At 60.6% G+C, this 22,757-nt stretch carries 21 protein-coding genes; 12 read left to right on the forward strand and 9 right to left on the reverse strand.

Annotated features, from left to right (window positions below):
- From ACQ7C1_RS24165 to otsB, 7 genes are all read right to left on the reverse strand, one after another.
- A partial coding sequence (locus ACQ7C1_RS24165; RefSeq protein ID WP_430960073.1) for an SDR family NAD(P)-dependent oxidoreductase occupies positions 1-718 on the reverse strand: 718 nt, incomplete at its 3' end.
- 42 nt (positions 719-760) lie between these two features.
- Positions 761-1,489 carry an SDR family oxidoreductase gene (locus tag ACQ7C1_RS24170; protein ID WP_183699904.1) on the reverse strand — a complete coding sequence of 243 codons (729 nt, stop codon included), beginning with the start codon at positions 1,487-1,489 and terminating at the stop codon, positions 761-763.
- 24 nt (positions 1,490-1,513) lie between these two features.
- Positions 1,514-2,773, reverse strand: a complete 1,260-nt coding sequence (locus ACQ7C1_RS24175) for a sugar ABC transporter permease (RefSeq protein ID WP_430960074.1) — start codon at positions 2,771-2,773, stop codon at positions 1,514-1,516.
- Positions 2,770-3,588, reverse strand: coding sequence for an ATP-binding cassette domain-containing protein (locus ACQ7C1_RS24180; RefSeq protein ID WP_430960075.1), 819 nt, complete (start codon positions 3,586-3,588; stop codon positions 2,770-2,772). The genes ACQ7C1_RS24175 and ACQ7C1_RS24180 overlap by 4 nt, the downstream gene beginning before the upstream one ends.
- Before the next feature lie 64 nt (positions 3,589-3,652).
- The gene (locus ACQ7C1_RS24185; protein WP_430960076.1) at positions 3,653-4,726 is read right to left on the reverse strand and encodes an ABC transporter substrate-binding protein; all 1,074 of its coding nucleotides are present in this window, start codon (positions 4,724-4,726) and stop codon (positions 3,653-3,655) included.
- Positions 4,727-4,933: 207 nt separating this feature from the next.
- Positions 4,934-5,818 carry a helix-turn-helix domain-containing protein gene (locus tag ACQ7C1_RS24190; RefSeq protein ID WP_097599062.1) on the reverse strand — a complete coding sequence of 295 codons (885 nt, stop codon included), beginning with the start codon at positions 5,816-5,818 and terminating at the stop codon, positions 4,934-4,936.
- Between the two features lie 198 nt (positions 5,819-6,016).
- Positions 6,017-6,796 (reverse strand): trehalose-phosphatase, encoded by a 780-nt coding sequence (otsB, locus tag ACQ7C1_RS24195; protein ID WP_183699894.1) that lies wholly within the window; start codon positions 6,794-6,796, stop codon positions 6,017-6,019.
- A gap of 123 nt (positions 6,797-6,919) precedes the next feature.
- On the opposite strand from otsB, the gene ACQ7C1_RS24200 reads away from it, so the two are divergent.
- From ACQ7C1_RS24200 to repC, 4 genes are all read left to right on the forward strand, one after another.
- On the forward strand, positions 6,920-8,005 hold the full coding sequence (locus ACQ7C1_RS24200) for an ROK family protein (RefSeq protein ID WP_085780794.1): 1,086 nt from the start codon (positions 6,920-6,922) through the stop codon (positions 8,003-8,005).
- 1,118 nt (positions 8,006-9,123) lie between these two features.
- A complete protein-coding gene (repA, locus tag ACQ7C1_RS24205; protein WP_430960077.1) occupies positions 9,124-10,341 on the forward strand; it encodes a plasmid partitioning protein RepA in 1,218 nt (405 codons plus the stop codon).
- Positions 10,338-11,327, forward strand: coding sequence for a plasmid partitioning protein RepB (repB, locus tag ACQ7C1_RS24210; RefSeq protein ID WP_430960078.1), 990 nt, complete (start codon positions 10,338-10,340; stop codon positions 11,325-11,327). The genes repA and repB overlap by 4 nt, the downstream gene beginning before the upstream one ends.
- Before the next feature lie 199 nt (positions 11,328-11,526).
- Positions 11,527-12,831: a plasmid replication protein RepC gene (repC, locus tag ACQ7C1_RS24215; RefSeq protein WP_430960079.1), complete on the forward strand. Its 1,305-nt coding sequence runs from the start codon at positions 11,527-11,529 to the stop codon at positions 12,829-12,831.
- A gap of 65 nt (positions 12,832-12,896) precedes the next feature.
- Here repC and ACQ7C1_RS24220 read toward each other — a convergent pair whose 3' ends face one another.
- Together ACQ7C1_RS24220 and ACQ7C1_RS24225 are read right to left on the reverse strand one after the other, a co-directional pair.
- On the reverse strand, positions 12,897-13,217 hold the full coding sequence (locus tag ACQ7C1_RS24220; protein WP_430960080.1) for a type II toxin-antitoxin system RelE/ParE family toxin: 321 nt from the start codon (positions 13,215-13,217) through the stop codon (positions 12,897-12,899).
- A complete protein-coding gene (locus ACQ7C1_RS24225) occupies positions 13,217-13,462 on the reverse strand; it encodes a prevent-host-death protein (RefSeq protein WP_430960159.1) in 246 nt (81 codons plus the stop codon). Before ACQ7C1_RS24225 ends, ACQ7C1_RS24220 begins: the two co-directional genes overlap by 1 nt.
- 208 nt (positions 13,463-13,670) lie before the next feature.
- On the opposite strand from ACQ7C1_RS24225, the gene ACQ7C1_RS24230 reads away from it, so the two are divergent.
- The 8 genes from ACQ7C1_RS24230 to ACQ7C1_RS24265 all read left to right on the forward strand — a co-directional run bounded on the left by ACQ7C1_RS24230 (position 13,671) and on the right by ACQ7C1_RS24265 (position 22,712).
- Positions 13,671-14,663 (forward strand): LLM class flavin-dependent oxidoreductase, encoded by a 993-nt coding sequence (locus tag ACQ7C1_RS24230; protein WP_430960081.1) that lies wholly within the window; start codon positions 13,671-13,673, stop codon positions 14,661-14,663.
- A gap of 24 nt (positions 14,664-14,687) precedes the next feature.
- On the forward strand, positions 14,688-16,037 hold the full coding sequence (locus ACQ7C1_RS24235; protein WP_430960082.1) for an LLM class flavin-dependent oxidoreductase: 1,350 nt from the start codon (positions 14,688-14,690) through the stop codon (positions 16,035-16,037).
- Positions 16,038-16,055: 18 nt separating this feature from the next.
- Entirely contained in the window at positions 16,056-17,255 is a 1,200-nt protein-coding gene (locus tag ACQ7C1_RS24240) for a M20 aminoacylase family protein (RefSeq protein WP_430960083.1), read from the forward strand.
- On the forward strand, positions 17,252-17,797 hold the full coding sequence (locus tag ACQ7C1_RS24245; protein ID WP_430960084.1) for a GNAT family N-acetyltransferase: 546 nt from the start codon (positions 17,252-17,254) through the stop codon (positions 17,795-17,797). Before ACQ7C1_RS24240 ends, ACQ7C1_RS24245 begins: the two co-directional genes overlap by 4 nt.
- 45 nt (positions 17,798-17,842) lie before the next feature.
- Positions 17,843-19,618 (forward strand): amino acid ABC transporter permease/ATP-binding protein, encoded by a 1,776-nt coding sequence (locus ACQ7C1_RS24250; protein WP_430960085.1) that lies wholly within the window; start codon positions 17,843-17,845, stop codon positions 19,616-19,618.
- A gap of 90 nt (positions 19,619-19,708) precedes the next feature.
- Positions 19,709-20,653 carry an ABC transporter substrate-binding protein gene (locus ACQ7C1_RS24255; RefSeq protein ID WP_430960086.1) on the forward strand — a complete coding sequence of 315 codons (945 nt, stop codon included), beginning with the start codon at positions 19,709-19,711 and terminating at the stop codon, positions 20,651-20,653.
- Positions 20,654-20,723: 70 nt separating this feature from the next.
- Entirely contained in the window at positions 20,724-21,662 is a 939-nt protein-coding gene (locus ACQ7C1_RS24260) for an ABC transporter substrate-binding protein (RefSeq protein WP_183699876.1), read from the forward strand.
- 15 nt (positions 21,663-21,677) lie between these two features.
- Positions 21,678-22,712, forward strand: a complete 1,035-nt coding sequence (locus ACQ7C1_RS24265; protein ID WP_430960087.1) for an LLM class flavin-dependent oxidoreductase — start codon at positions 21,678-21,680, stop codon at positions 22,710-22,712.
- Positions 22,713-22,757 lie beyond the last annotated feature (45 nt).

Consider the following 22,757-nt stretch of genomic DNA (forward strand, 5'->3'; position numbering starts at 1 on the left):
TATAACTTGCCGCCGCCGAGCACAGAAAGAGGGCCGCACCCGCCACCTCTTCCGGCTGCCCGACGCGGCCCATCGGCGTCATGCTGCGCCAGGTCGGGAACCAGTCGGGATTGGCGATGCCGCCGCGCGACATGTCGGTCTCGATATAGCCGGGCGCAATGGCATTGACGCGGATGTTCTCGGCGGCGACCTCGCTTGCCAAGCTCTTCGTCATCATGTGGACCGCCGCCTTTGAGGCGTTATAAGCGACCTGGTTCTGCGGAATGTTGGATACGATGCCGGAGATCGAGCCGATATTGAGGATAACGCCGCCGCCCTGGTGCCGCATCGGTGCAAGTGCTGCGCGGCAGGCGCGGAAGACGGCATCGACATTGACAGTCATGATCTCGCGCCAGATGGCATCGGAGAATTCCCCGCTGTCGCCATGAATGGCGATACCGGCATTGTTGACGAGGATATCAAGCCGGCCCGCCCGGGAGAGGGTCTCAGTGACGAGCGCATCGGCGGCATTATCTTTGATCATGTCGGCGGCGACGAAATCGCAATCGACGCCGGCCCTGGCCAGCCGCTCGTCCGCCGCCGCGTTGCGGTTTCTTCCGCTGATGAAGATCTTGGCGCCCGCCTCCCCCAGTGCTTCGGCGATCGCCAGGCCGATGCCGCGCGTGCCGCCCGTCACCAGCGCCACCTGTCCGTCCAGGCGAAATCTGTCGAAGATCATGGCCGTTTCCTTTCTCTGGCTACTAGGGGGCCGGCGCACCGCTCAGATGTCGGTGCTCTGCGGTAGAATGACGAGGTCACGGATGGTGACGTTGCGTGGGCGCGTGAGCATGAAGAGCACCGCTTCGGCCACTTCTTTGGGCTCCATCAAGCCACCGGCGGCGAGTGCCTCGTCGAGCTTCTCCTGCGGCCAATCGCTGAGAAGGGCGGTCACGACAGGGCCGGGTGCTACGGCGCCGACCCGCAAGCCGTGCTTGGCGACCTGTCGCCTGAGGGTATGGACGAAGGCCTGGACCGCATGTTTGGAAGCCGTATAGATCGGCTCCCAGACCACCGGGATCATCCCGGCGACCGAACTCGTCAGAATGACATCGCCGGTCTTGCGTTCGACCATATGCGGCAGGACGGCGTGCACCGAACGGAAGGCAGCGTTGATGTTCAGGTTGAGCATGCGATCCCAGGCGTCGGGGTCGCCGTCAAGCACTTCGCCGCCGATGTAGGAGCCGGCATTGGCGTGGAAAATGTCCAGCTGGCCCGCCTTCTGCAGAATAGCAGGCATCATTTGCCCCACGCTTATGGGATCCAGAAGATCGATGACCAGGGGAATAGCCTGTTCGCCGAGCTTCGAGCAGACATCTCTCAATGCTTCTTCGTTGCGGTCGATCAGCGCGACCCGCGCGCCTGATGCAAGCATGGTCCTGGCGCACTCCAGGCCAATACCCGACGCGGCCCCGGTAACAGCCGCGACTTTTCCAGACAGATCCTGTCCCATTTTCTTCCTCTGCTTTCCTGTTGATTAGGCCCGACCGTGCGAAATACGCGATCGGCGTGCCAGCGAGTCGACGATGACGGCTACGGCAAGAACGGCCCCCGTGATCATGTAACGAAGCGATGACGACAGATCGAGGAGCGTCAGACCGCTCGCGATCGACTGAATGACGATGATGCCGAGAAGGGCCGAGTAGGCACTGCCGCGTCCGCCGAACAGGCTGGTGCCGCCGATGACCGCCGCGGCGATGGCGTTGAGATTGACGTCGCCCGTGCCGGCCTGCTGACTGGCCGTCGCCAGTCGCGCCGCCGAAAGCACGCCGCCGGTCGCGGCCAGCAGGGCGCACATGACGAAGGCGCTCGCATAAATGCGCGATACATTGATGCCTGACCGGCGGGCAGCCTCCCTGTTGCCGCCGACGGCATGCATGGAGCGCCCCCACTTCGTGCGCGTAAGCGCATAGTTCATCGCTGCGACGAGGCCGACGAAAAGGCCGAACATCCAGGGAATTCCGCGCGACTGGTTGAGATAGAAGGCTACCGCTTCCAGGGCAACAGTGATCACGACGGCGCGCAGAAGCAGTCCGCTGACGGATTTCGACGACAGCCCGGCGGCCCGCCGCCGCGCCGCGGTGCGGTAGCTGGAGAAAAAATACGCAATGCCGGCAAGCGCAATGAGCGTATAGGAGACCGGATCCGGCATGACCATTATCTGCCCGAAATTCACGAGCCACGAGCCATAGGTCAGATTGATCGAGCCGGTCGCTCCGAGAATATAGAGCTGCAGCCCGAGAACGGCGAGCAGTCCCGACAGGGTAGAGACGAAGCTCGGCATGCCGAAGCGGTTGAACAGGAAGGCGTAAAGTGATCCTATCAAGGCGCCGACCGCCATGGCGGCAAGAATGGCCAGTACCACCGGCCAGCCCTGGTTGATCCAGAAGACGCCGACGAGCGCCGAGGCGAAGCCGCTGACTGAACCGACGGACAGATCGATTTCGCCGACCATCAGGATGCAGACGATGCCGAGCGAGATGACGCCGACCGTCGAGCAATCGAACAGCATGTTGACGAGATTGGCACTGGAGAGAAACACCGGATTGAGCGCCTGGAACACCGTCCAGATGATCACCAAGCCGATGATGACAGGCAGCGAGCCGAGGTCACCGGAGCGGATACGATCCCAGAAGGCGCGGACCCACCCGGCAAGGCTATCGTCATGGCGTACTCTTTCGTCACGCCGATCGAGGAGAACAGGTGCTGCCGGTTCGTTCTCAATGGTCTTCATCATGGTCTGCCCTCCTCGTTCTCTCGGCTTTGCGCCTTGCGACGCATGGCGCGGCGGGAGACGGAGTTGTTGGATGCGCCGGTAATCGCGCTGACGAGCTCTTCGTTGGATGCGTCGGGCATGAAGGTGCCGTTGTTGCGGCCGAGCCGAAGGACGACGATACGGTCGGCGACGGCCCGCACATCCTCCATGTTATGGCTGATCATGATAACGCCAAGGCCGCGGTCGCGCACGCGCTCGATCAGGTCGAGCACCTCGGCCGTCTGGGCAACGCCGAGTGCGGCCGTGGGTTCGTCGAGCATGATCAGTTTCGGTTCGAGCAACAGCGACCGGGCGATTGCCACGGTCTGGCGCTGGCCCCCGGAAAGCGAGGCGACGGGCTCGCGCACGCTTGGGATTCGCGCCGAAAGTTCGTTCAGCAGCTTCCAGGCGCGGATCTCCATCGCGACCTCGTCGAGTTGGAAGGGATTGAGCTCCTTGCCGAGAAAGATATTGGCGACGACGTCGAGATTCTCACAAAGCGCCAAATCCTGGAACACGGTCGCAATGCCCAGATTGAGCGCAGCGCTGGGGCTCGACAGATCTGCCTGTTTTCCCTCGAACAGGATGGTGCCCGCGGTCGGCTGGTGGACGCCCGCCAGAATCTTGACCAGCGTTGATTTGCCGGCGCCATTGTCGCCCACAAGCGCCACGACTTCGCCGGCGTGCACGTCGAGTTCGATATCGGTCAGCGCCGATACCGCTCCGAAATTCTTCGAAATTCCACGCAGGCTGAGGACGGGCTGGCGGGGATCAAATTGATGAGGGGTTTCAGACATCGCCTGATCTTTCGGAAAAGCGAAAAAGGAAGCGCGGCCGATGTCGGACGCGCTTCCGTTGGATTTACTTGATGATGCCGAGCTTCTTGCAGCCCTCGGCGTAACGGCCGGTGCAGAGCTCTTCGGCAGTGTTGATCTTCTTGTCGATGATCTCGGCCTTCAAATTCTCGGCAGTGACGACGGCCGGCACGAAAAGCTGCGCCGGCGTGTCGTAGAGCGTCATCTCGGCCTTGACCGTTTCGCCTGCCAGGAGCTTTACGGCGACGTCGGCTGCGGCGGCGGCGACGATTTCGCTCGGCTTGGAGATCGTGTTGTACTGATCCCCTGATATGATGAGCTGCAGCGCCGCGATCGTCGCGTCGTTGCCGGTCACCGGCGGCACGGGATCGACACCGGCGGCCTTGAAGGCTGCGATGGCACCACCGCCGGTGCCGTCATTGGCGGCGACGACGCCGACGATCTGCTTGCCGAAGCGGGTGATCTGTCCGGCGGCCCATTGCTGCGCATTCGCCGGCTGCCAGTTCGGCGTATCGAATTCAGCAAGCGTCTTGTATCCACCGCTCGCCAGACCCTCGTGAATGCCGTCCTTGATCAGGCCGGCAGCAGCATCGGTCGGCGAACCGTTGATCTGCAGAATACCGCCGCTGTCCGTTGGCACGTTCTTCGCCTTCAGATGCTTGACGAGCGATTCCGCAATCGCCTTGCCGATCGCCTTGTTGTCGAAGGAGACATAGAAATCGGCCTTGCCGGTCGGAGTCGGGCGGTCATAGGCAATGACCTTGACGCCCTGGCTTTGGGCGAGCTGGACAAGAGATGCGGCCGCCGCCGAATCCACCGGATCCAGCACGATAACTTTGGCACCCTGGGTGATGGCCGAATTGAATTGTTGCTGCTGTTTGGCAATATCGGCATCGGCATTCTGATAGATGACCTTGCACGACGCGCAAAGCTTTTTCATTTCGGCGACGAAGCCCGGATGGTCGTGCTCTTCATAACGGGTCGAGCCTTGGTCGGGCATGAGGAACGCGACGGTCGCATCCGCAACCGCGCTTTGTGCAATGGCGGAAGTCCCGCCGAGTAAGGACAACATAAGTGCCGCGGCGCCTGCCGCTTTTGTTGAAAATTTCGGCATTTCCATCTCCTCCCATTGGAAAAAATCGTGTAGTCGGTGATTGCAGTTTCTGCTGTGCCGTTCGGCTGAACGAGCGGCGTGCCTGCCCCGGCGGTTTGCTGTTTCTGAGGACAAGCGTCTCCTCTCGCGAGCCGCTCCTCGCGCGCTCACGTTTAAGCCTGCGTCAGTTTTCGTTCCTCCTCCTTTTCCTCCTATTGCCGTCTTCGGCCGACCTTATGCCGCCTTCGCCACGTTGATATTGTCACCCAACAATCGCCGGAAGCGGGACGGCGTCATGCCTTTTTCCGCGAGAAACTGGCGGTTGAAGTTGGACAGATTGTTGAAGCCGACCTCGAAGCAGATGTCTGTGATCGACGCATGGTCGTCGCTCATCAGGATCTGGCAGGCGAGATTGATGCGTAGGCGTTTCACATATTGCACGAGCGACATGCCCGTATGCCGGCGGAAGGCGCGTGAGAAGGCGCCTGTGGACTGTCCGGCGATCGCAGCGAGATCGGTTTCGTCGAAGGATTTCGTCAGATTTTCTCTGATATAAGCGAGCGCCTTGTTGATGCCGGCCGACATATAGCCCGAGGGATCGGGCAGATAGCTGGGGCTTGCGAGAAGCTGGGCATCCTGCGCCCGGCTGAGCAGCCCGACGATCATCATGAAAAGCTCGATACGGCGTACGCCCTGAGCCTGCTGCACCTCGTTCATCAGAGGCGCCACCTGCCGGCTGGTCTCAGTGCCGAAGAGCACGCCCCGGCGGGATGCTTCGAGGACCGGCTCGAAGGGACCGAGCTCGGGCAGCACTTTCATTGTGTCGCTGATAAAATTCTCGCTGAACTGGATGAGCTGGCATCGAAGCGGAATGCTCGATCCCTTCGGGACGTCGCTGATCCAGTTGTGAGGAAGATTGGGGCCAGCCAGCACCAGATTGCCGGGTTCGAACTCGCCGATGAAATCGCCAACGAAATAGCGCCCTGTTGTCGCCACGACGAGATGCAGTTCATATTCCGGATGAAAATGCCAGCGAACGGTGTGATAGGGATAGCCATGCGCCTTCGCTGCGAAGGATTCGCCCGGTCTGATCTGAACGACTTCCAAGTCAGGTTCCATCGCTTCCTCCTCCGGGTGCGGTTCTAAGTCCGCCTGCCAAATTTTCTTTTGGCTCTATTATTAAGGCGAGTGTAGTGGGCTCGCTTCATACCCGCCACCACGATTCCAGGCCAAAACCGATACTTTTTTGATGATTAACGCTACGCAGGCGGCGCAAAGACGACGGCAATCTGCCTTTGGGATCGTCCGAGACTGATCTCAGGCGGCCAGGGCGGCAATCACATTTCTGACCAGCGCAGCCGAAGACAGCCGGCCCGTGGCGCAGCTCGGCGCGCCGATTGCCCCAACGCGAATGGAAACCCCGCCGCGCGCATTGGCGATCGCAAACATCGACTCGTCCGTCAAATCATCGCCGATGGTGATGGGAACGCGGTTCTTGAAGGGATCGGACTGGAAAAAGCGTTCCAGCGCGTCGCCCTTGCTCGACCGTGCCGGTCGCAGCTCGAACACCCTTTTACCGAGCTGCAACGCCCAGTTCGGCCCGGCCAGCTCGGCATAGTGATGCATGCGCTCCTCGAGCACTTTTTCATATTCGGGCGCCAGTCGGTAGTGCGCGGCGACGGCGGCGCCTTTATCCTCTATCAGAACTCCTGGATAATGTTCGGCTTCGGCGGTCAATGCATGTTTCAGCGCCTGGAACTCGGGCGTCGGCTCGACGGTATGCATTCCGGCGGCGCTCCTGATCTCGGCGCCGTGCAGGCCTGCGGTTGGAAATGCAAAGGGTTTGAACAGCTCGTCTGCATAGGCAAGCGAGCGCCCAGTGACCAGTGCCAAGGCGCCGCCGAGCTTGTTCGAAAGGCGATGAAGGTGTCCGGGCAGGTCCTCTGGGACCTCAATCGCGTCCGGCGTAGGCGCAAGGTTGAGCAGCGTTCCGTCGATGTCGAGAAACATCGCCCAGTGCTCCGGTTCCCCCAGCACCAATGAAAGCATTTCCTGCGTAGTGGTGTCGTCCTGCACGGCATTCTCCAAACTCTGCAATCATTGAAGCTAGGTCGCCCGCCGGCAAGGACAAGATGACGTGGCCTGCACGGGAACATCCAAAGGCGGGTCAGCGTTTAATCTCGCCGCCCGTTCAAGCACTCGTGCCGTAAAGGTAAATTGATGGCCAGAAGCAGCTCCAAGAATAGCGAGGAGATCACCGCGCCGTTGGCGCATGGCGCGACTGTTTTGCCGCTGGTGACGATCGACGACTACAACAATGAACTGCGTGACAAGAACGGCTTTGTTGGCGACAACGCCAACAAGAAGACCTTCCAGCAGAAGCTCGACGATTGGAGAAAACACGTCCGCAAATTCGGAGATGACCCGATCGGCAAGGTTGCGACAGCAAAGCTTTCCAAGAAAAAGATCGAGTCTCTGCTGAAAGGGGACGATATGGAGGCCGCCGCACTGGTCCTGGGGGCGGTGGAGGACTTCGCGAAGGACTTTGCCGAGGTCATCGGCAAGTTCCTCAAGGACGAGCGCTGGTTCAAGACGGAGCGCATCGTCGTCGGCGGCGGCTTCAGGCAAAGCCGCTTCGGGGAACTGGCAATCGCCAGGACCATGGTTCTTCTCAAGGCGGCGGGCATCAATATCGAGGTCACGCCAATCGTCCACCATCCCGACGAGGCGGGACTGATCGGCTCCGTCCACCTCATGCCGCCCTGGATGTTCAAGGGTTACAAAGCGATGCTCGCCGTCGATATCGGCGGCACGAATGTCCGTGCCGGCGTCGTTGAGTTCGGAAAGGAAAAAAGCCCCCATTTTGCAGATGCGGGCGTCTGGGAATCGACCATCTGGCGCCACGCCGACGACGAACCGAGCCGCAGTGCGACGGTGGAAAGAATGGCGGCGATGCTGCAGGAATTGATCGACAAGGCAGAAAAGGCCAATCTGAAGCCGGCTCCGATCATCGGCATCGGCTGTCCCGGCATCATCAAGGCAGACGGCTCGATCGAACGCGGCGGACAGAACCTGCCAGGCGGCAATTGGGAAAGCGACAACTTCAACCTTCCCGCAGCACTGATGAAGGCCATTCCCTCGATCGCCGATCACAGCACCTTCGTGATGATGCACAATGACGCCGTCGTGCAGGGCTTGTCGCAGATCCCTTTCATGGAGGACGTGTCGAGATGGGCGGTGCTGACCATCGGCACGGGATTGGGCAATGCGCATTTTACCAATCGCGAGGGATTGAAAGCGCGATAACCCTGCCACGACGGGGAAGCTTTCGGCAAAGCAATGATCATGTCACCCCCCGCACAAGCATCGGCCGACGCCGCGTCGCCTTATGGTAAATAACAGGTAAACAACGAAGAATTTTGTAGACGGAAGCAAAGGCGCGCATAAGTTCCGCTAGGAAGAGTGCCGGTTTCAGCAGAGACAGGTCACGTGCGGGCTTGAACCCGATGATAGCCGTACCGATGTGATTCGCATAGCGCAGGGCAAACCTCACATTCATTGCGCTGTCCGTCACGCCAGCTGTTCCTATCTGCAGCTGACTGCGAACTCGGTTGATTGGTTCATCGCGCCGACATTCGGCTGGCTCACTCGTAGTAGATGTCGTGCAGGCATCACACTGCCGCGCTCAGCAGCGGCGGCGCAACTCAATCGCGGACGCAAGTCGCGACTCTTGGCAATGCGTATGGCCCGAATAGAACCCGGTTCGGCGCGTCTGTCGAGCATGTCGCGCATCGTCGTTGTCGCAAGCGTATCTCGGGAGTAATGCCTAGTTTAGCCCCTGCCCTTTTCTGCCACAACTGCAAAAGATGGTGATAACATCGGCGGGCGGTTCTCCGCGCATTCAAATTGCGCTTATCTCCACGTCACGCAAGCTCATATGCAGACGAAAGATATAAGATGAACTTCAAGGGAATAAGCGCTCCGATCAATGCAGGCCGTCTCGAACAAATGCTCGGCCTTGCCCCGTCACGCCGCGATCCGGAATCCCGAGATGCAAATGGCAAGACTTCCCACGTCGAGCCCGTCCGCGGGTTGGAGGTCGAGAGCCTTTGTCGTCCGTCTGCCTATAAATAAGAACGCCATCTGCCTGATCCGGTCTGTACCAAGCGGCGGCGGTTACTCTACGTGAGTCGGCGAAGGCCTCGACGTCGGTCGAGACGTCCTAGCGATAGGGTCGGTGGCTTCGGCCGATGTGGTGTCGCCACCATTGTCAGCTGACAATCGCGCTAAGATTCCGGAATTCCACGTAATTTTTACGAGGAATTCGGTTTGTTATATATTGGCTAACCAAGAAATCGCTTGACGGAATCGCCAGACTCACGATCATTTGCGCAAAATTGCCCGATTTATCAGGATTTGCGTGAATGCCGACCAAGGCCGCGATTGTTGAGAAAGCCAGAAGAGCGAGTCAAGTCTCGATCGACGAGACGATTGCGCAGGACTCGACGATGCTCAGCAGCCAGCTCCAAGTGCTGTTCGAGCGGCTGTTTTCGCCCGATGCCCGCAAATCGCTGCGGCGGTTCAGCAGTACCGAGGCCGCCAAGCTGCTCGGCGTCACCGACAGCTATGTTCGCCACCTCACCGCCCAGATGGAAAGCATCAATCCCGAAAAGACGGCGGCCGGCCGCCGTGTCTTCTCGCTCGAAGAAATCCATGCGATGCGCCAGCATCTGGGGCGCACCAAACCCTCATATCTGCCGACGCGTCGGCCGGGCGACCATCTCCAGGTCATCGCCGTCACCAATTTCAAGGGCGGATCCGGCAAGACGACAACGTCAATCCATCTGGCGCAGTTCCTGGCACTGCGCGGCTATCGCGTGCTCGCCGTCGATCTCGACCCGCAGGCGTCGATGTCGGCGATGCTCGGATATCAGCCGGAGTTCGATGTCGGTGAAAACGAGACACTCTACGGCGCTATCAAATATGACGAGACGCGCCGCGACGTGGCCGACATCGTCCGCCAGACCTATTTCCCCGGTCTCGATCTCATTCCGGGTAATCTCGAACTGCACGAGTTCGAGCATGATACCCCGAAGGCGCTGGCCGACAGCAATCGCGACGACAAGGACATGTTCTTCATGCGGGTCGGCAATGCGCTGCATTCGCTGGAGCAGAGCTACGACGTCGTCATCATCGATTGCCCCCCTACCCTCGGCTTTCTGACGCTGTCTGCTCTCTGCGCTGCGACTGCCGTGCTGATCACCGTTCACCCACAGATGCTCGACGTGGCGTCGATGAACCAGTTCCTGACGATGACCTCCGATCTTCTGGCCGTGGTCAAGCAGGCGGGCGGCAATCTCGACTATGACTGGATGCGCTATCTGATCACCCGCTACGAGTCCAACGATGGTCCGCAGGCGCAGATCGTCGCCTTCCTGCGCAGCCTGTTCGGCGAGCGTGTGCTGACCTCGATGATGGTCAAGTCAACGGCGGTTTCGGATGCAGGCCTGTCCAAGCAGACGATCTACGAGGCGGGCCGCGAGACGATGCATCGCCAGACCTATGACCGCGGCGTCGAATCCGTCGACAGCGTCAATGCCGAGGTCGAGCAACTCATCCGCAGTGCATGGAGCAGGACATGAGCCCCAAAGGTCGCGATATCCTGAAGAGCATGGTCGGCGCCGTCGAGCCGGCACGGCCGGAGGCGCCAAGTGTGCCGCCGCCGCATCGGCCATCGGGCGCGGTCAAGGCGATGAACCTGTCGCTTGGTCGGCTGGGTGAGGAAGCAGCGGCGGCCAAGGCCCTGCGTGAGTCCCTCGCCTCTGGCGACAAAGTGCTGGAGATCGACCCGGCTGTCGTCGAAATGTCATTTATCCGCGACCGCATTCCGGTCGACAAGGATCCTGAGTTCGAGCGATTGAAGCAGTCGATCCAGGAAAGCGGACAGCAGGTTCCGATCCTTGTGCGTCCGGACCCGCTAAAGGCCGGGCATTACCAAGCCGCCTATGGCCACCGGCGCTTGCGTGCGGCCGCGGAGATCGGTGTTCCCGTCAAGGCCGTGGTGCGCAAGCTCACGGATGAAGAGCTGATCCTCGCGCAGGGTCAGGAGAACGGGCCACGTGTCGACCTTAGCTTCATCGAACGGGCGCTGTTTGCGCGACGCATGGATGAACATGGCTTCAGTCGCGACATGATTGCTCAGGCGCTGGCGACGGATAAACCGGAAACGTCACGGCTGCTGCAGGTGGCGCAGACGATCGATCCCGAGATCATTCTTGCCATCGGACCGGCGCCGAAGGTGGGACGCCCCCGCTGGTTGGCCTTTGCCGAAAAATTCAGGGAGACAGGCGGGCGGAAGAAGGTGCAGGCGGCAATCGCTGCCGCTGCTTTCCCAACACTGGAGAGCAATAGCCGCTTCGATGTCATCTGGAAGGCACTGGAGGAGAAGGGTGCGCCGCAGCGGGTCGAGCAGACGCTTCGGACGCAAGGCGGCGGGACGCTTGCTTCGGTGAGCCGCTCGGGAAAAACCTTTCGCATCACCGTCAAATCGGCGGCATTCTCGGAATTCCTGGCTCGGCGGTTGGCAGGCCTCGCCGCCGAATTCGAAGAGGAAAATGAGGAAAAATGAGGCAGTTAGACTGATTGTCAGCTGACAATTTGAACAGGAGATAACGCGCAAAAGAAAAAAGCCCCCGAACGTCACCGTCACGGAAGCTTTCCTCGTAGTCTTGAACACCTCCGAGAATCGCACTTCCGAGAATCGCTGTCAAGAGTTTTTGGCGCCGTTTAGGTGAGCGGATTTCTTTTGCCTCATCGAGGTGGAAGAGATGGAAACCGGAAGTATAACGACGCCCTTCGGGCGGCGGTCGATGACGCTTGGAATGCTCGCAAACCAGGTCATGGCAGGTGAGATCAAGCCTGATCAGTCGGTCGACAAATGGAAACTGTTTCGCGCGCTGTGCGAAGCAAAGCCGTTGCTCGGCATCACCGATCGCGCACTGGCGGTGCTCAATGCTTTGTTGAGCTTTTATCCGAAGAACGAACTGGCCCAGGAAAACGGCTTGATCGTCTTCCCCTCGAATATCCAGCTGTCCCTCCGAACACATGGCATGGCCGAACAGACGGTGCGGCGCCATCTTGCCGCACTTGTGGAGGCGGGGCTTCTGTTGCGCAAGGACAGTCCTAATGGCAAGCGCTATGTCCGCAGGGACAGGGCAGGGGAGGTCAACGAGGCCTTCGGCTTCTCGCTGGCGCCGCTGCTTGCTCGCGCCGAGGAGATCGAGCAGCTCGCCGCCGAGGTAATGGCCGAGCGCTTGCATGTCCAGCGCCTGCGCGAACGCATGACTCTTTGCCGCCGTGATATCGCAAAGCTGATCGAAGCGGCTGTCGACGAAGACGTTCAAGGGGATTGGCAGGGGCTATATCGGGAATTTCGGGACCTGGTCGAAGGTCTGCCGAGGTCGCCGACGACAGCGCAGCTCGAACAGCTGCTGGATGAATTGACAGCGCTTCGGGCAGATATCCTTAACCGGTTGGAGACTCCGATTAAATCGACGAAACAAAGCGGCAATGCCTGTCATATCGAGCGTCACATACAGAATTCAAACCCCGAATCCACCTCTGAATTTGAACCAAGCTTCGAAACGAAGCGGGGCGCAATGCCGGAGCAAGACGACGGGCGTGGGGCCGTGAAGTTGGAAAGGGGGAGGGATGGGACGACCCACCCGATCGAACAGGAGGAGCGGCAAAGTCGACGGGAGGGCGGCGGCGATGATTCCGGCGGCCTGAAATCCTTCCCGCTTGGCCTGGTTCTGCAGGCCTGCCCGGAAATCCTGGCCTACGGGCCGGGTGGCGTGATCCGCAACTGGCGCGACCTGATGGGCGCCGCCGTCACGGTTCGGTCAATGCTCGGCGTCAGCCCGTCAGCCTATGAGGAGGCGGCAAGTGTGATGGGCGCGGAAAACGCCGCGACCGTGATGGCATGCATCCTGGAACGCGGGGGCCACATCAATTCAGCCGGCGGATATCTTCGCGACCTGACGCGGCGAAGCGAAAAGGGAGAATTCGCGATCGGTCCGATGCTGATGGCGCTCCTGCGGGCGAATGCGCCAGCCGGCCGAAAGGCTGGATAGGTCTTAGGCGGTCGGGTGGACGCCGGCGAGTCTGTTGAAACGGGGAAGGAACGGTGTGCTGGATTTCAGCGGATAAGTCTTCGCTCGAGGAAGGCCTGCATGTCGCGGCGTTCGTCCACCACGCAATAGACGACGACTTCGGTGCCGATGATGCCATAGATCATACGCCAGGGTCTATGGTGCAGTTCCCGGTATTCGGAGATGCCGATGCTGACCAGTTCATTTGGGATATTTCCGCGGGCGGGGAATTCTTCGAGATCGGCACAGGCGTTCTCGATTTCCAGGATGTGTTCCGCCATTTCCGTGCCGTCGCGACCGGCGATGAAACGATGGAGTTCCTCGACGTCGCGCTCCGCGTCTTCGGCGAAAAGAACACGATAAGGCATTAGGACTGGCTGGCGGCCAGACGCTTGCGAATGTGCGCGAAGGATTCCGCAGCGGGGCGCGTCTTGCCTTCCTCGACTTGCCGATTGGTGAGCGCCAGCACCTTCTCCTGCGTTTCTTCATACTGGCCGACATCGCCATGAAGGGTAATGACGACAGGCTGCGGGTTGTCCTTCAGCGTCCGGATGATTTCGGGCGCATGCGCCTTGAGATAGCTGATCGGCTTGACCTGTTCTGACAGCTTCAGGCGGTTCTCCCTTACGACCAGAATATCGATCATTAAATGGTCAAGCGGAAGAGTTCCGGCCAGTTACTCGAACATGCGACCTGGCCGTTCAGGCGCGCCTGCTTTTTTCCACTCAGTGGCTCTGAAAGAGAATGGCATTTCTTATAATGAGCGTTGTCTACTGATTTTATAGATTAAGTTCTGCAACCATTGAGTGGATCGGCGCGTCATGACCTACTTCCTCAGCCTTCTCGACAAAAGCCCGATCGAACAGGGCCTTTCCGCTGCCGATGCGCTGAGGGCGACGGTAAAGATTGCAGCCCGCGCCGAGGAACTTGGTTATCACCGTTTCTGGGTCGCTGAACACCACAACATGTCTAATCTGGCGAGCTCCGCGCCGGAGGCGCTGATCGCCTATCTTCTTGCTAGGACCTCGAAGATCCGCGTTGGCTCCGGCGGGGTCATGCTGCAGCATTACAGCGCCTACAAGGTTGCCGAGACCTTCAATCTACTGGCCTCGCTTGCGCCTGGCCGCGTCGATCTTGGCGTCGGCAAGGCGCCGGGTGGCTTTCCGCTATCGACACGGGCTTTGCAGCTAGCTGTCGATCCGTCCAGGAAGCCGGATTTTGCGAGCCAGCTTTCCGACCTCAATACCTATCTCGCCGCAGATCCCAATAGCGACGGCGCGCAGGCGACCCCTTTGCCGCCGATGGCTCCTGAACGTTTCCTGCTCGGCGCTAGCGTCGAGAGCGCGAGACTCGCAGCCGAGAAGGGCTGGGAACTCGTCTTCGCCGGCCACCTGAACGGTGATCCTGACAATCTCAACAAGACGTTCGAAGCCTATGAGCAGGCATCCGGCGGTAAGCGCCCGATCCTCGCGCTCGCAGCCTTTGCCGCCGAAAGCGAGGAATATGCCCGTGAGCGCGTCGGCAATCTGCGCATCGTCAAGGTGTTCCTGCCGAACGGCCAGACCGTCAATGTTGGCAGTGAAGAGCAGGCGGCCGAATTTGCCCGCCAAGCCGGCGTCACCGATTACCGTATCGAGGAGAAGGTGCCGAGCGTGCTCCACGGCACGGCCAAGCAGATCCGCAAGGAATTGGACGAGCTTCACCGCCGCTTCGGCGTCAAGGAATTCATCCTCGACACGCCGGCACTTTCAAGCGCTGACCGCCTTGCCTCCATCGAGCTGCTCGCCGCTGAGCGGCTTTCCCTCGTCGCCTGACCCTTTCTTAGGAGGATTGATCCCATGGCTCAGAGACACGTCACGTTCGGCATTATGCTGCAGGGTCCTGGCGGCCATATGAACGCCTGGAAACATCCGAGCGGCCCGGCCGATGCCAGCGTCAATTTCGACTTCTTCGTCGAGACGGCACGCAAAGCGGAGGCAGCCGGCATCGCTTTCGCCTTCGTCGCCGACGGACTTTATATCAACGAGCAGTCGATCCCGCATTTTCTCAACCGGTTCGAACCGATCGCCATTCTCGCGGCGTTGGCCGCCTCGACCTCGAGGATCGGCCTGGTCGGCACGATCTCCACCTCTTACAGCGATCCCTTCACCATCGCCCGCCAGTTCGCCTCGATCGATCTCATCAGCGGCGGCAGGGCAGGGTGGAATGCGGTGACTTCGCCGCTGGAGGGCTCGGGGCGCAATTACAGCCGCGAGCATCCCGAACATGAGCTGCGCTACGAGATCGCCGAGGATTATATCGATGCCATCAAGGGCCTCTGGGATTCCTGGGACGACGATGCTTTCGTGCGCAATCGCGAGACCGGCGTGTTTGTCGACAAGACGAAGATGCACCGCCTCAATCACAAGGGCCGCTTCTTCCGCATCGAGGGGCCGCTCAACATCGGTCGTTCGAAGCAGGGTCAGCCCGTCGTCTTCCAGGCCGGTGCTTCTGATTCCGGCATCAGACTGGCCGGCAAGCATGCCGATGCCGTCTTCACCAATGGCGGACCGTTTGAAGAGGCTCAGGCTTTCTATCGCCAGCTGAAGGACAGCGTGATTGCACATGGCCGCAGTGCTGCGGAGGTCGGTGTCTATCCGGGCATCGGGCCGATCGTCGGCGCGACGACTGATGAGGCGGAAGCCAAGTACCAGGCGATCCGCAACCTCGTTACGATCGAGGAGGCGCTTCTCTATCTCGGCCGCTTCTTCGATCACCATGATTTCAGCGTCTATCCGCTCGACCAAGCGTTCCCCGAACTCGGCGATATCGGCAGGAACAATTTCCGCGCCACCACCGATCGCATCAAAAGGACGGCGCGGGAAAAGGGGCTGACGCTCCGCCAGGTCGCGCTCGATGTGGCGACGCCGCGCACCGCCTTCATCGGCACCGCCGAGCATATCGCAGAAGAGATCATCCGCTGGGTGGATCATGGCGCCGCTGACGGCTTCATCCTGGGCTTTCCCGTGATTGCCGAGGGCTTCGACGATTTTGCCAGATACGTGCTGCCGATCCTCGCCGAGCGCGGCTATTTCGATCCTGTACTCAGGGGCGCGACGCTGCGCGACCATCTGGGCCTACCCTTCCGTGAAAGCCGCTATGCGACCGCGGCGGGGGAGTTCGAACGCGGAAAGGCAGTCGGCGCCTGACGCGCCGGCGAACCCGCCATGAACGTCATCGCTCAGAACCCGCGCAGCAATGATCCGGTCGAGAAGGGCATCGCCCGCTATCTCGATGAGATCATCGCGCTACGCCATGATCTGCACCAATATCCCGAGCTTGCGTTCCAGGAACTGAGGACCAGCAAGCTCGTGGCTTCCCGCCTTTCCTCCTGGGGCTACGAGGTGGCGACGGGCATTGCCGGTACCGGCATCGTCGCCACCCTCAGACGTGGCGAAGGCAAGAAGCAGGTCGGCATTCGGGCCGATATGGATGCACTGCCGATCGAGGAGGCCACCGACCTTGCCTATGCCAGCAGCAATCCCGGCGTCATGCATGCCTGCGGCCATGACGGGCATACCTCAATCCTGCTTACCGCCGCCCGCTATCTCGCCGAAAGCGGCAATTTCAGCGGCACGCTCAGGCTGATCTTCCAGCCGGCCGAGGAGATCGGCGCGGGCGCCCGCAAGATGATTTCGGAAGGGCTGTTCGAAAAATTTCCCGTCGATGCAGTCTTCGGGCTGCACAACTGGCCGGGCGTCCCAGCGGGTCAGTTCGGCTTCGTCACAGGCCCCGCCATGGCGTCTGTCGACCAGGCGGTGATCAGGGTCGTCGGCAAGGGCGGCCACGGCGCTGAACCTCACCGCGCCGTCGATCCGGTGCTGGCATCGGCCTCCTTCATCACTGCGCTTCAGAGCGTCGTCTCGCGCAATGTCGATCCGCAGGACATGGCGGTCGCCACCGTCGGTTCAATCCACGCGGGCTCCGCCTCGAACGTGATCCCGGAAAGCGTGGAGATGAAACTCACCATGCGGGCCTTCAGCGAGACGGTTCGCCAGCTGTTGCAGGAGCGCATTCCAGCCCTTGCCCGGGCCCAGGCCGAAAGCTTCGGCGCGGAAGCGGACGTGAATTATCGGCTCGGCTTTCCGGCGCTGGTCAACCATGCCAAGGAGACGGCATTTGCTCGCGACGTCGCCTATGACGCTCTCGGCCTTGCTGCGATCGAGAAGGATTTCCGGCCGAGAACCGCGAGCGAGGATTTCGCCTTCATGCTACAGGCCAATCCCGGCAGCTACCTCTTCGTCGGTAATGGCGACAGCGCTCCTCTCCACAGCGCCCACTACGATTTCAACGACGCGATCATTGCGCCCGCCGCCCGCTACTGGGTCCGGCTCGCAGAAACCTTCCTCACTGAAGACAACGGGTGATGAGCGATATGAGCGATACGTTTCTCTATACGAGCCCTCTTGATCTGCGCGCCAAGCCGCTGATCGATGAACTGATCCACGAATATGACAGCCGCTACGGCACCTATTTCAATGCCGAAGGCGCGGCAGCGGAGCTCAATCGCTACCCCCCTGAAGCCTTCGCGCCGCCGCACGGCAATTTTCTGCTGCTGATCCGCAATGGCGAAACCGTCGGCGGCGGCGCCTTCAAGCATTACGACGATCGCACGGCCGAGTTCAAACGCATCTGGACACGTTCGGATCTGCGCCGTCAGGGACTCGCTCGCAAGGTTCTGGTGGAGCTGGAGCTTCAGGCCGCCCGCCAAGGTTATAGCAGGATCTATCTGACGACTGGTTTCCGCCAGCCAGAGGCCGTCGGACTTTATCTGAACTATGGCTACACCGCGCTCTTCGACACGGCGGCCGATCCCGAGATCTACAAGAGCCTGCCCTTCGAGAAGGACATCACCCATCTCGCCGTGCCGGCTTTCGAAAGCGAACCGCGCCTGAAAGTGGTCGGCTGAAATCTCTGAAACGGCAAGCCAGACAATCATAAAAGGGAAATGAGAATGGCACTGACGACGGATTTTGCGGGCCTTGAGCCCGGCAGCAGGACGGCAGAACCCAGGCAGGACACTTCCCGTTACCGCATCGTCCCGGCCCGCCATCCGGAGCGGTTGGCCGGCACGATATTCGCCGCCATCGTCATCGTCGCGGTGCTTTATTCCATCTTCACCAATCCACGCTGGGGTTGGGGCGTCTTTGCCGAATGGTTTTTCGCCGAGCCCGTGCTCGTCGGCCTTGGCAGGACGCTGCTCCTGACTGCGCTCGCCGCCGTTTCGGGTTCCATCCTCGGAACGGCTCTGGCGCTCGCCCGCGTTTCAAAGTCGCCGCTGCTGTCAGGCCTTTCCTGGGGCTACATCTGGCTACTGCGCTCGATTCCTATGATCGTGCTGCTGTTGATATTGAACAATCTCGGCTATCTCTACGAAACGATCAGGATCGGCGTTCCCTTCACCGACACGCTGCTGTTCGACTATCCCACCGTACAGTTGCTGACGCCCTTTGCTGCCGCTTATCTCGGCCTCACGCTCAACCAGTCGGCCTTCTTCGCCGAGATCGTTCGAGGCGGCATTTTGTCGGTGGACCAAGGGCAGCTGGAAGCCGCCTCCGCGCTTGGTCTGCCGCTCCGCCGCCAGGCCTTCCGCATCGTGCTGCCGCAAGCCATGCGCTCCATCCTGCCGACCGGCTTCAACGAGCTCATCGGTTTGGCGAAAAGCACCTCCGTGGTCTATGTGCTGGCGCTGCCCGAGCTCTTTTACACCGTCCAGGTGATCTACCGCCGCAATCTCGAAGTCATCCCGCTGCTGATGGTCGCAACCGTCTGGTATCTGATCATCATGACCGTGCTCTCGGTCGCCCAGCACTATATCGAGCGGTATTTCTCCAAGGGCGCCGTGCGCAATCCGACGCCGCTGCCCTTCGAGGCGTTCCTGGAGCGCTTCCGCCGACCGTTGCCGTCCCTTGACAACGCGACCGAGAAGACCCGCAATCTCGGTTTTCATGACGCGACGGCACTGCGGACAGGCGGTGCGGTGCGCATCCACGGTATCTCCAAAAGCTTTGGTTCGCTGAAGGTCCTCGACGACGTCGAGCTCAACCTGGCGGCCGGCAGCGTGACCGCCATCCTGGGTCCTTCCGGTTCGGGAAAGTCGACCCTGCTGCGCTCCATCAACCACCTGGAGCGTGTCGACGAGGGCTTCATCTCGGTCGACGGCGATTTCGTAGGCTACAGCAGGAAAGGCGATACGCTCTATGAGCTCAAGGAAAGGGATATCCTCAAGCGCCGTGCCGATATCGGCATGGTCTTCCAGAGCTTCAACCTCTTCCCGCATCTGACCGTGCTCGAAAACTTGATCGAGGCGCCGATCCAGGTCCGCGGCATCGGCCGTGAAGAAGCCGTGCAGCTGGCGCAGGAGCTTCTCGCCCGTGTCGGCCTCAGCGACAAGATCAACGCCTATCCGCGCCAACTTTCCGGCGGCCAGCAGCAGCGCGTGGCGATCGCCCGGGCACTGGCGCTCCGCCCCAAGGTGCTGCTGTTCGACGAACCGACCTCCGCGCTCGATCCCGAACTGGTCGGGGAAGTGCTCGACGTCATCAAGGAGCTCGCCCGCACCGGCACGACGCTCGTCATCGTCACCCATGAAATCGGTTTTGCCCGCGAGGTCGCCGACACCGTCGTCTTCATGGAAAGCGGCCGTATTCTTGAGGCCGGCCCGCCGGCCCGGATTTTCACGCAGGCCGAGCATCCCCGCACACGCGAGTTCCTCGCCAAGGTTCTCTAGCGCCGACAGCGTTGGTGAAGGCCGGGCCGCGACGGGCTGCTCTGGTCGAATGACAACAAATACAATCTTAAGATGAAACGGAGAACGGGCATGACATTTACAGATAGAGTAAAGCTTTTGATTGCAGGAGCCGTCACCATTGGTGCGATCGGTTTCGGCTCCGCTCAGGCGCAGCAGAAGTTCGATCTGAGCCCCGAACAGCCGAACCGGCTGCGGGTGGAAAAGAACGAGAAGCGCATTGCGGAAATCAAGGACTTCAAGTTTGTCGAAAACGGCGTCTTCACCGTCGGCATTAGCACAAGCGGCAATCTGCCGCTGCACGACTATGCCTCCGATTCCAAGACCGTCATCGGCTATGACGTCGATCTCGCGCAGGCGATCGCCGACAGTTTGGGCTTGAAGCTCAATCTCGTGTCCGTCGCATGGGCGGATTGGCCGCTCGGGCTCACTTCCGGCAAGTTCGACGCGGTGATATCGAACGTGACGGTCACGGAAGAGCGTAAGGAAAAGTTCGATTTCTCGACCTATCGCAAGGATGAGCTCGGTTTCTACGTCAGGGCCGATAACCCGATCACTTCGATCAAGGAGCCAAAGGATATTGCGGGGCTGAAGGTCATCACAGATGCTGGCACCAACCAGGAGAAGATCCTTCTGGAGTGGGATCGGCGGAATGTCGCGGCCGGCCTGAAGCCGATCGAGGTGCAATATTACGACGACGACGCCGTCAAGGATCTCGCCGTTCAGTCAGGCAGGGCCGACGCCGTCTTCAGCGTCAACGCGACCCAGGCCTATGCGGCGGGTATTAATGGCAAGACTAAGCTCGTCGGCACGGTCAGCGGCGGTTGGCCGATCACCGCCGAAATCGCAGTCACCACGCGCAAGGGCAGCGGCCTTGCCGCACCCGTGACCGATGTCGTCAACGACCTGATCGCCAGCGGCGCCTATAAGAAGATCCTCGACAGCTGGAATCTCGGTCCCGAGGCGATCGACAAGGCTCAGACCAACCCGCCCGGCCTGCCGAAGAGCGGTTCGTAATAGTCGGCTTACGGACCGGCATCTCGCCGGTCCGTCTCTGACTTTCTAGGCAAACGCAGACATATCGAGCGTGACGACCTTTCCAGCAATCCGTACCCTCTTCCTCACAGCTCTGACGGCAATCTTGACCGGGCTCGGCGCAGCACATGCCTCCGATGAATTCGATTTGAGCCCGCAGCAGCCGGCCAGGCTTCATGCCGCCAGGAACGATGCGGCCGTCGCCGCGATCCCGAAGGATTTCAAGTTCGTCACGCCTGGCAAGTTCACCATCGCCGTCAGCCCCGGCGGTCCGCCGCTTGCCACCTATGCCACCGACGCCAAGACCGTGGTGGGGGCCGATCCCGACTATGCCTATGCCATCGCCGATAGCCTCGGCCTGACGCTAGAGATCGTGCCGGTCGCCTGGATCGACTGGCCGCTCGGCCTTACCTCGGGCAAATACGATGCCGTCATCTCCAATGTCGGTGTGACCGAGCAGCGCAAGGAGAAGTTTGATTTCTCCACCTACCGCCAGGGCCTGCATGGTATCTTCGTGAAATCCGATAGTCCCATCACCTCGATCAAGGAGCCGAAGGATGCAGCGGGCCTCAGGATCATCGTCGGCGCCGGCACCAACCAGGAGCGCATCCTGGTGAAGTGGAGCGAAGAGGACGTCGCCGCCGGTCTGAAGCCGATCGAGCTGCAATATTACGACGATGAGGCGGCGAGCCTGCTTGCGCTTCGTTCCGGCCGGGCCGATGTCATCGTTCAGCCGCATGCCCAGCTCGTCTTCATTGCTGCCCGCGACAAGAACATCAAGCGCGTCGGCACGCTGAGCGCAGGCTGGCCAGATCGTTCTGATGTCGCCATCGCCACCCGCAAGGGAAGCGGGCTCGCCGATGCGCTGACCATCGCCACGAATGGCCTGATCCAGGACGGAACGTACAAACGGATACTCGAACACTGGCATCTTTCCGAGGAAGCCTTGCCCGCATCCGAGACCAATCCGCCCGGCCTGCCGAAATATTGATCAGGATGGCATGACATGAGCGGTCGCGATATATCGATCAGCCATATCGGCTTCCTCACCCCCGGCAATTATCCCGACGATGATCCCTTGTCGGGATTGGAGCAGACGCTTCAGCAACTGCAATATGGCGAGGAGCTGGGCTTCGACAGCGCCTGGGTCCGCCAGCGGCATCTGGAGCCGGGGATCTCGTCCGCCAGCGCATTTCTGGCGGCGGCCACACAGCGCACCAGCCGGATCGAGCTCGGGACCGCGGTCATTCCGATCGGCTATGAAAGCCCGTATCGGCTGGCCGAAGATCTTGCGACGGTCGATGTCCTCTCACGCGGACGGCTGAACATCGGCGTCAGTGCCGGCCGGCCGCTGCATGCCGAACTGATCGGCCCGCTCGCCTTCGACGGCGACTGGACGCGCTACGATTTCTCGCATGATCGCGTTCTGCGCTTTGCCGATAATCTGCGCGGCGTCTATCTCGGAGAAGATGAAACCTTGATCAAGACGCCCTTCGGCCCGCAGCGGCCGCGCCTGCAGCCTTTTGCCAAAGGTTTGATCGACCGCATCTGGTATGGCGGCGGGTCGCAGCGCTCGGCCGAATGGGCCGGCCGCAATGGCTTCAACCTGTTGACCGGCAACGTCATAACGGGGGAGGGGACCGACGATTTCTTCGTCGCCCAATCCATGCTCATAGAGACCTATCACGCCACCGGAACTGAGCGACGCGTCGCTCTCGGCCGCGTCATCGTGCCTTTCGACAGCGCCGATGCGGCCACACGCCGCCGTTACCGCGACTATGCCGACGGCCGCCATCAGCGGACGCTCTCGCCCCAAGGCGAGCGGCGCACCTTGTTCGCCCGGGATATCGTCGGCACGTCGGAGGAGATATTGGAGCGGCTATTTTCAGATCCGATTCTCTCCGAGGTTAGTGAGCTGCGGCTCGAACTTCCTTACGAATTCGAGCACGAGCAATATCGCCAGATCCTCCACGATTTCGTGACGGCAATCGCACCCGAACTCGGATGGAAAGCGCAACCCGGAATTCGGGCCGCTTCCTGATTTGATCACCAACAATCGATGCCAGAACAATCGTTTTACGAGGAA

The organism is Rhizobium sp. Nf11,1 (assembly GCF_050587665.1).
Lineage (GTDB): Bacteria > Pseudomonadota > Alphaproteobacteria > Rhizobiales > Rhizobiaceae > Rhizobium.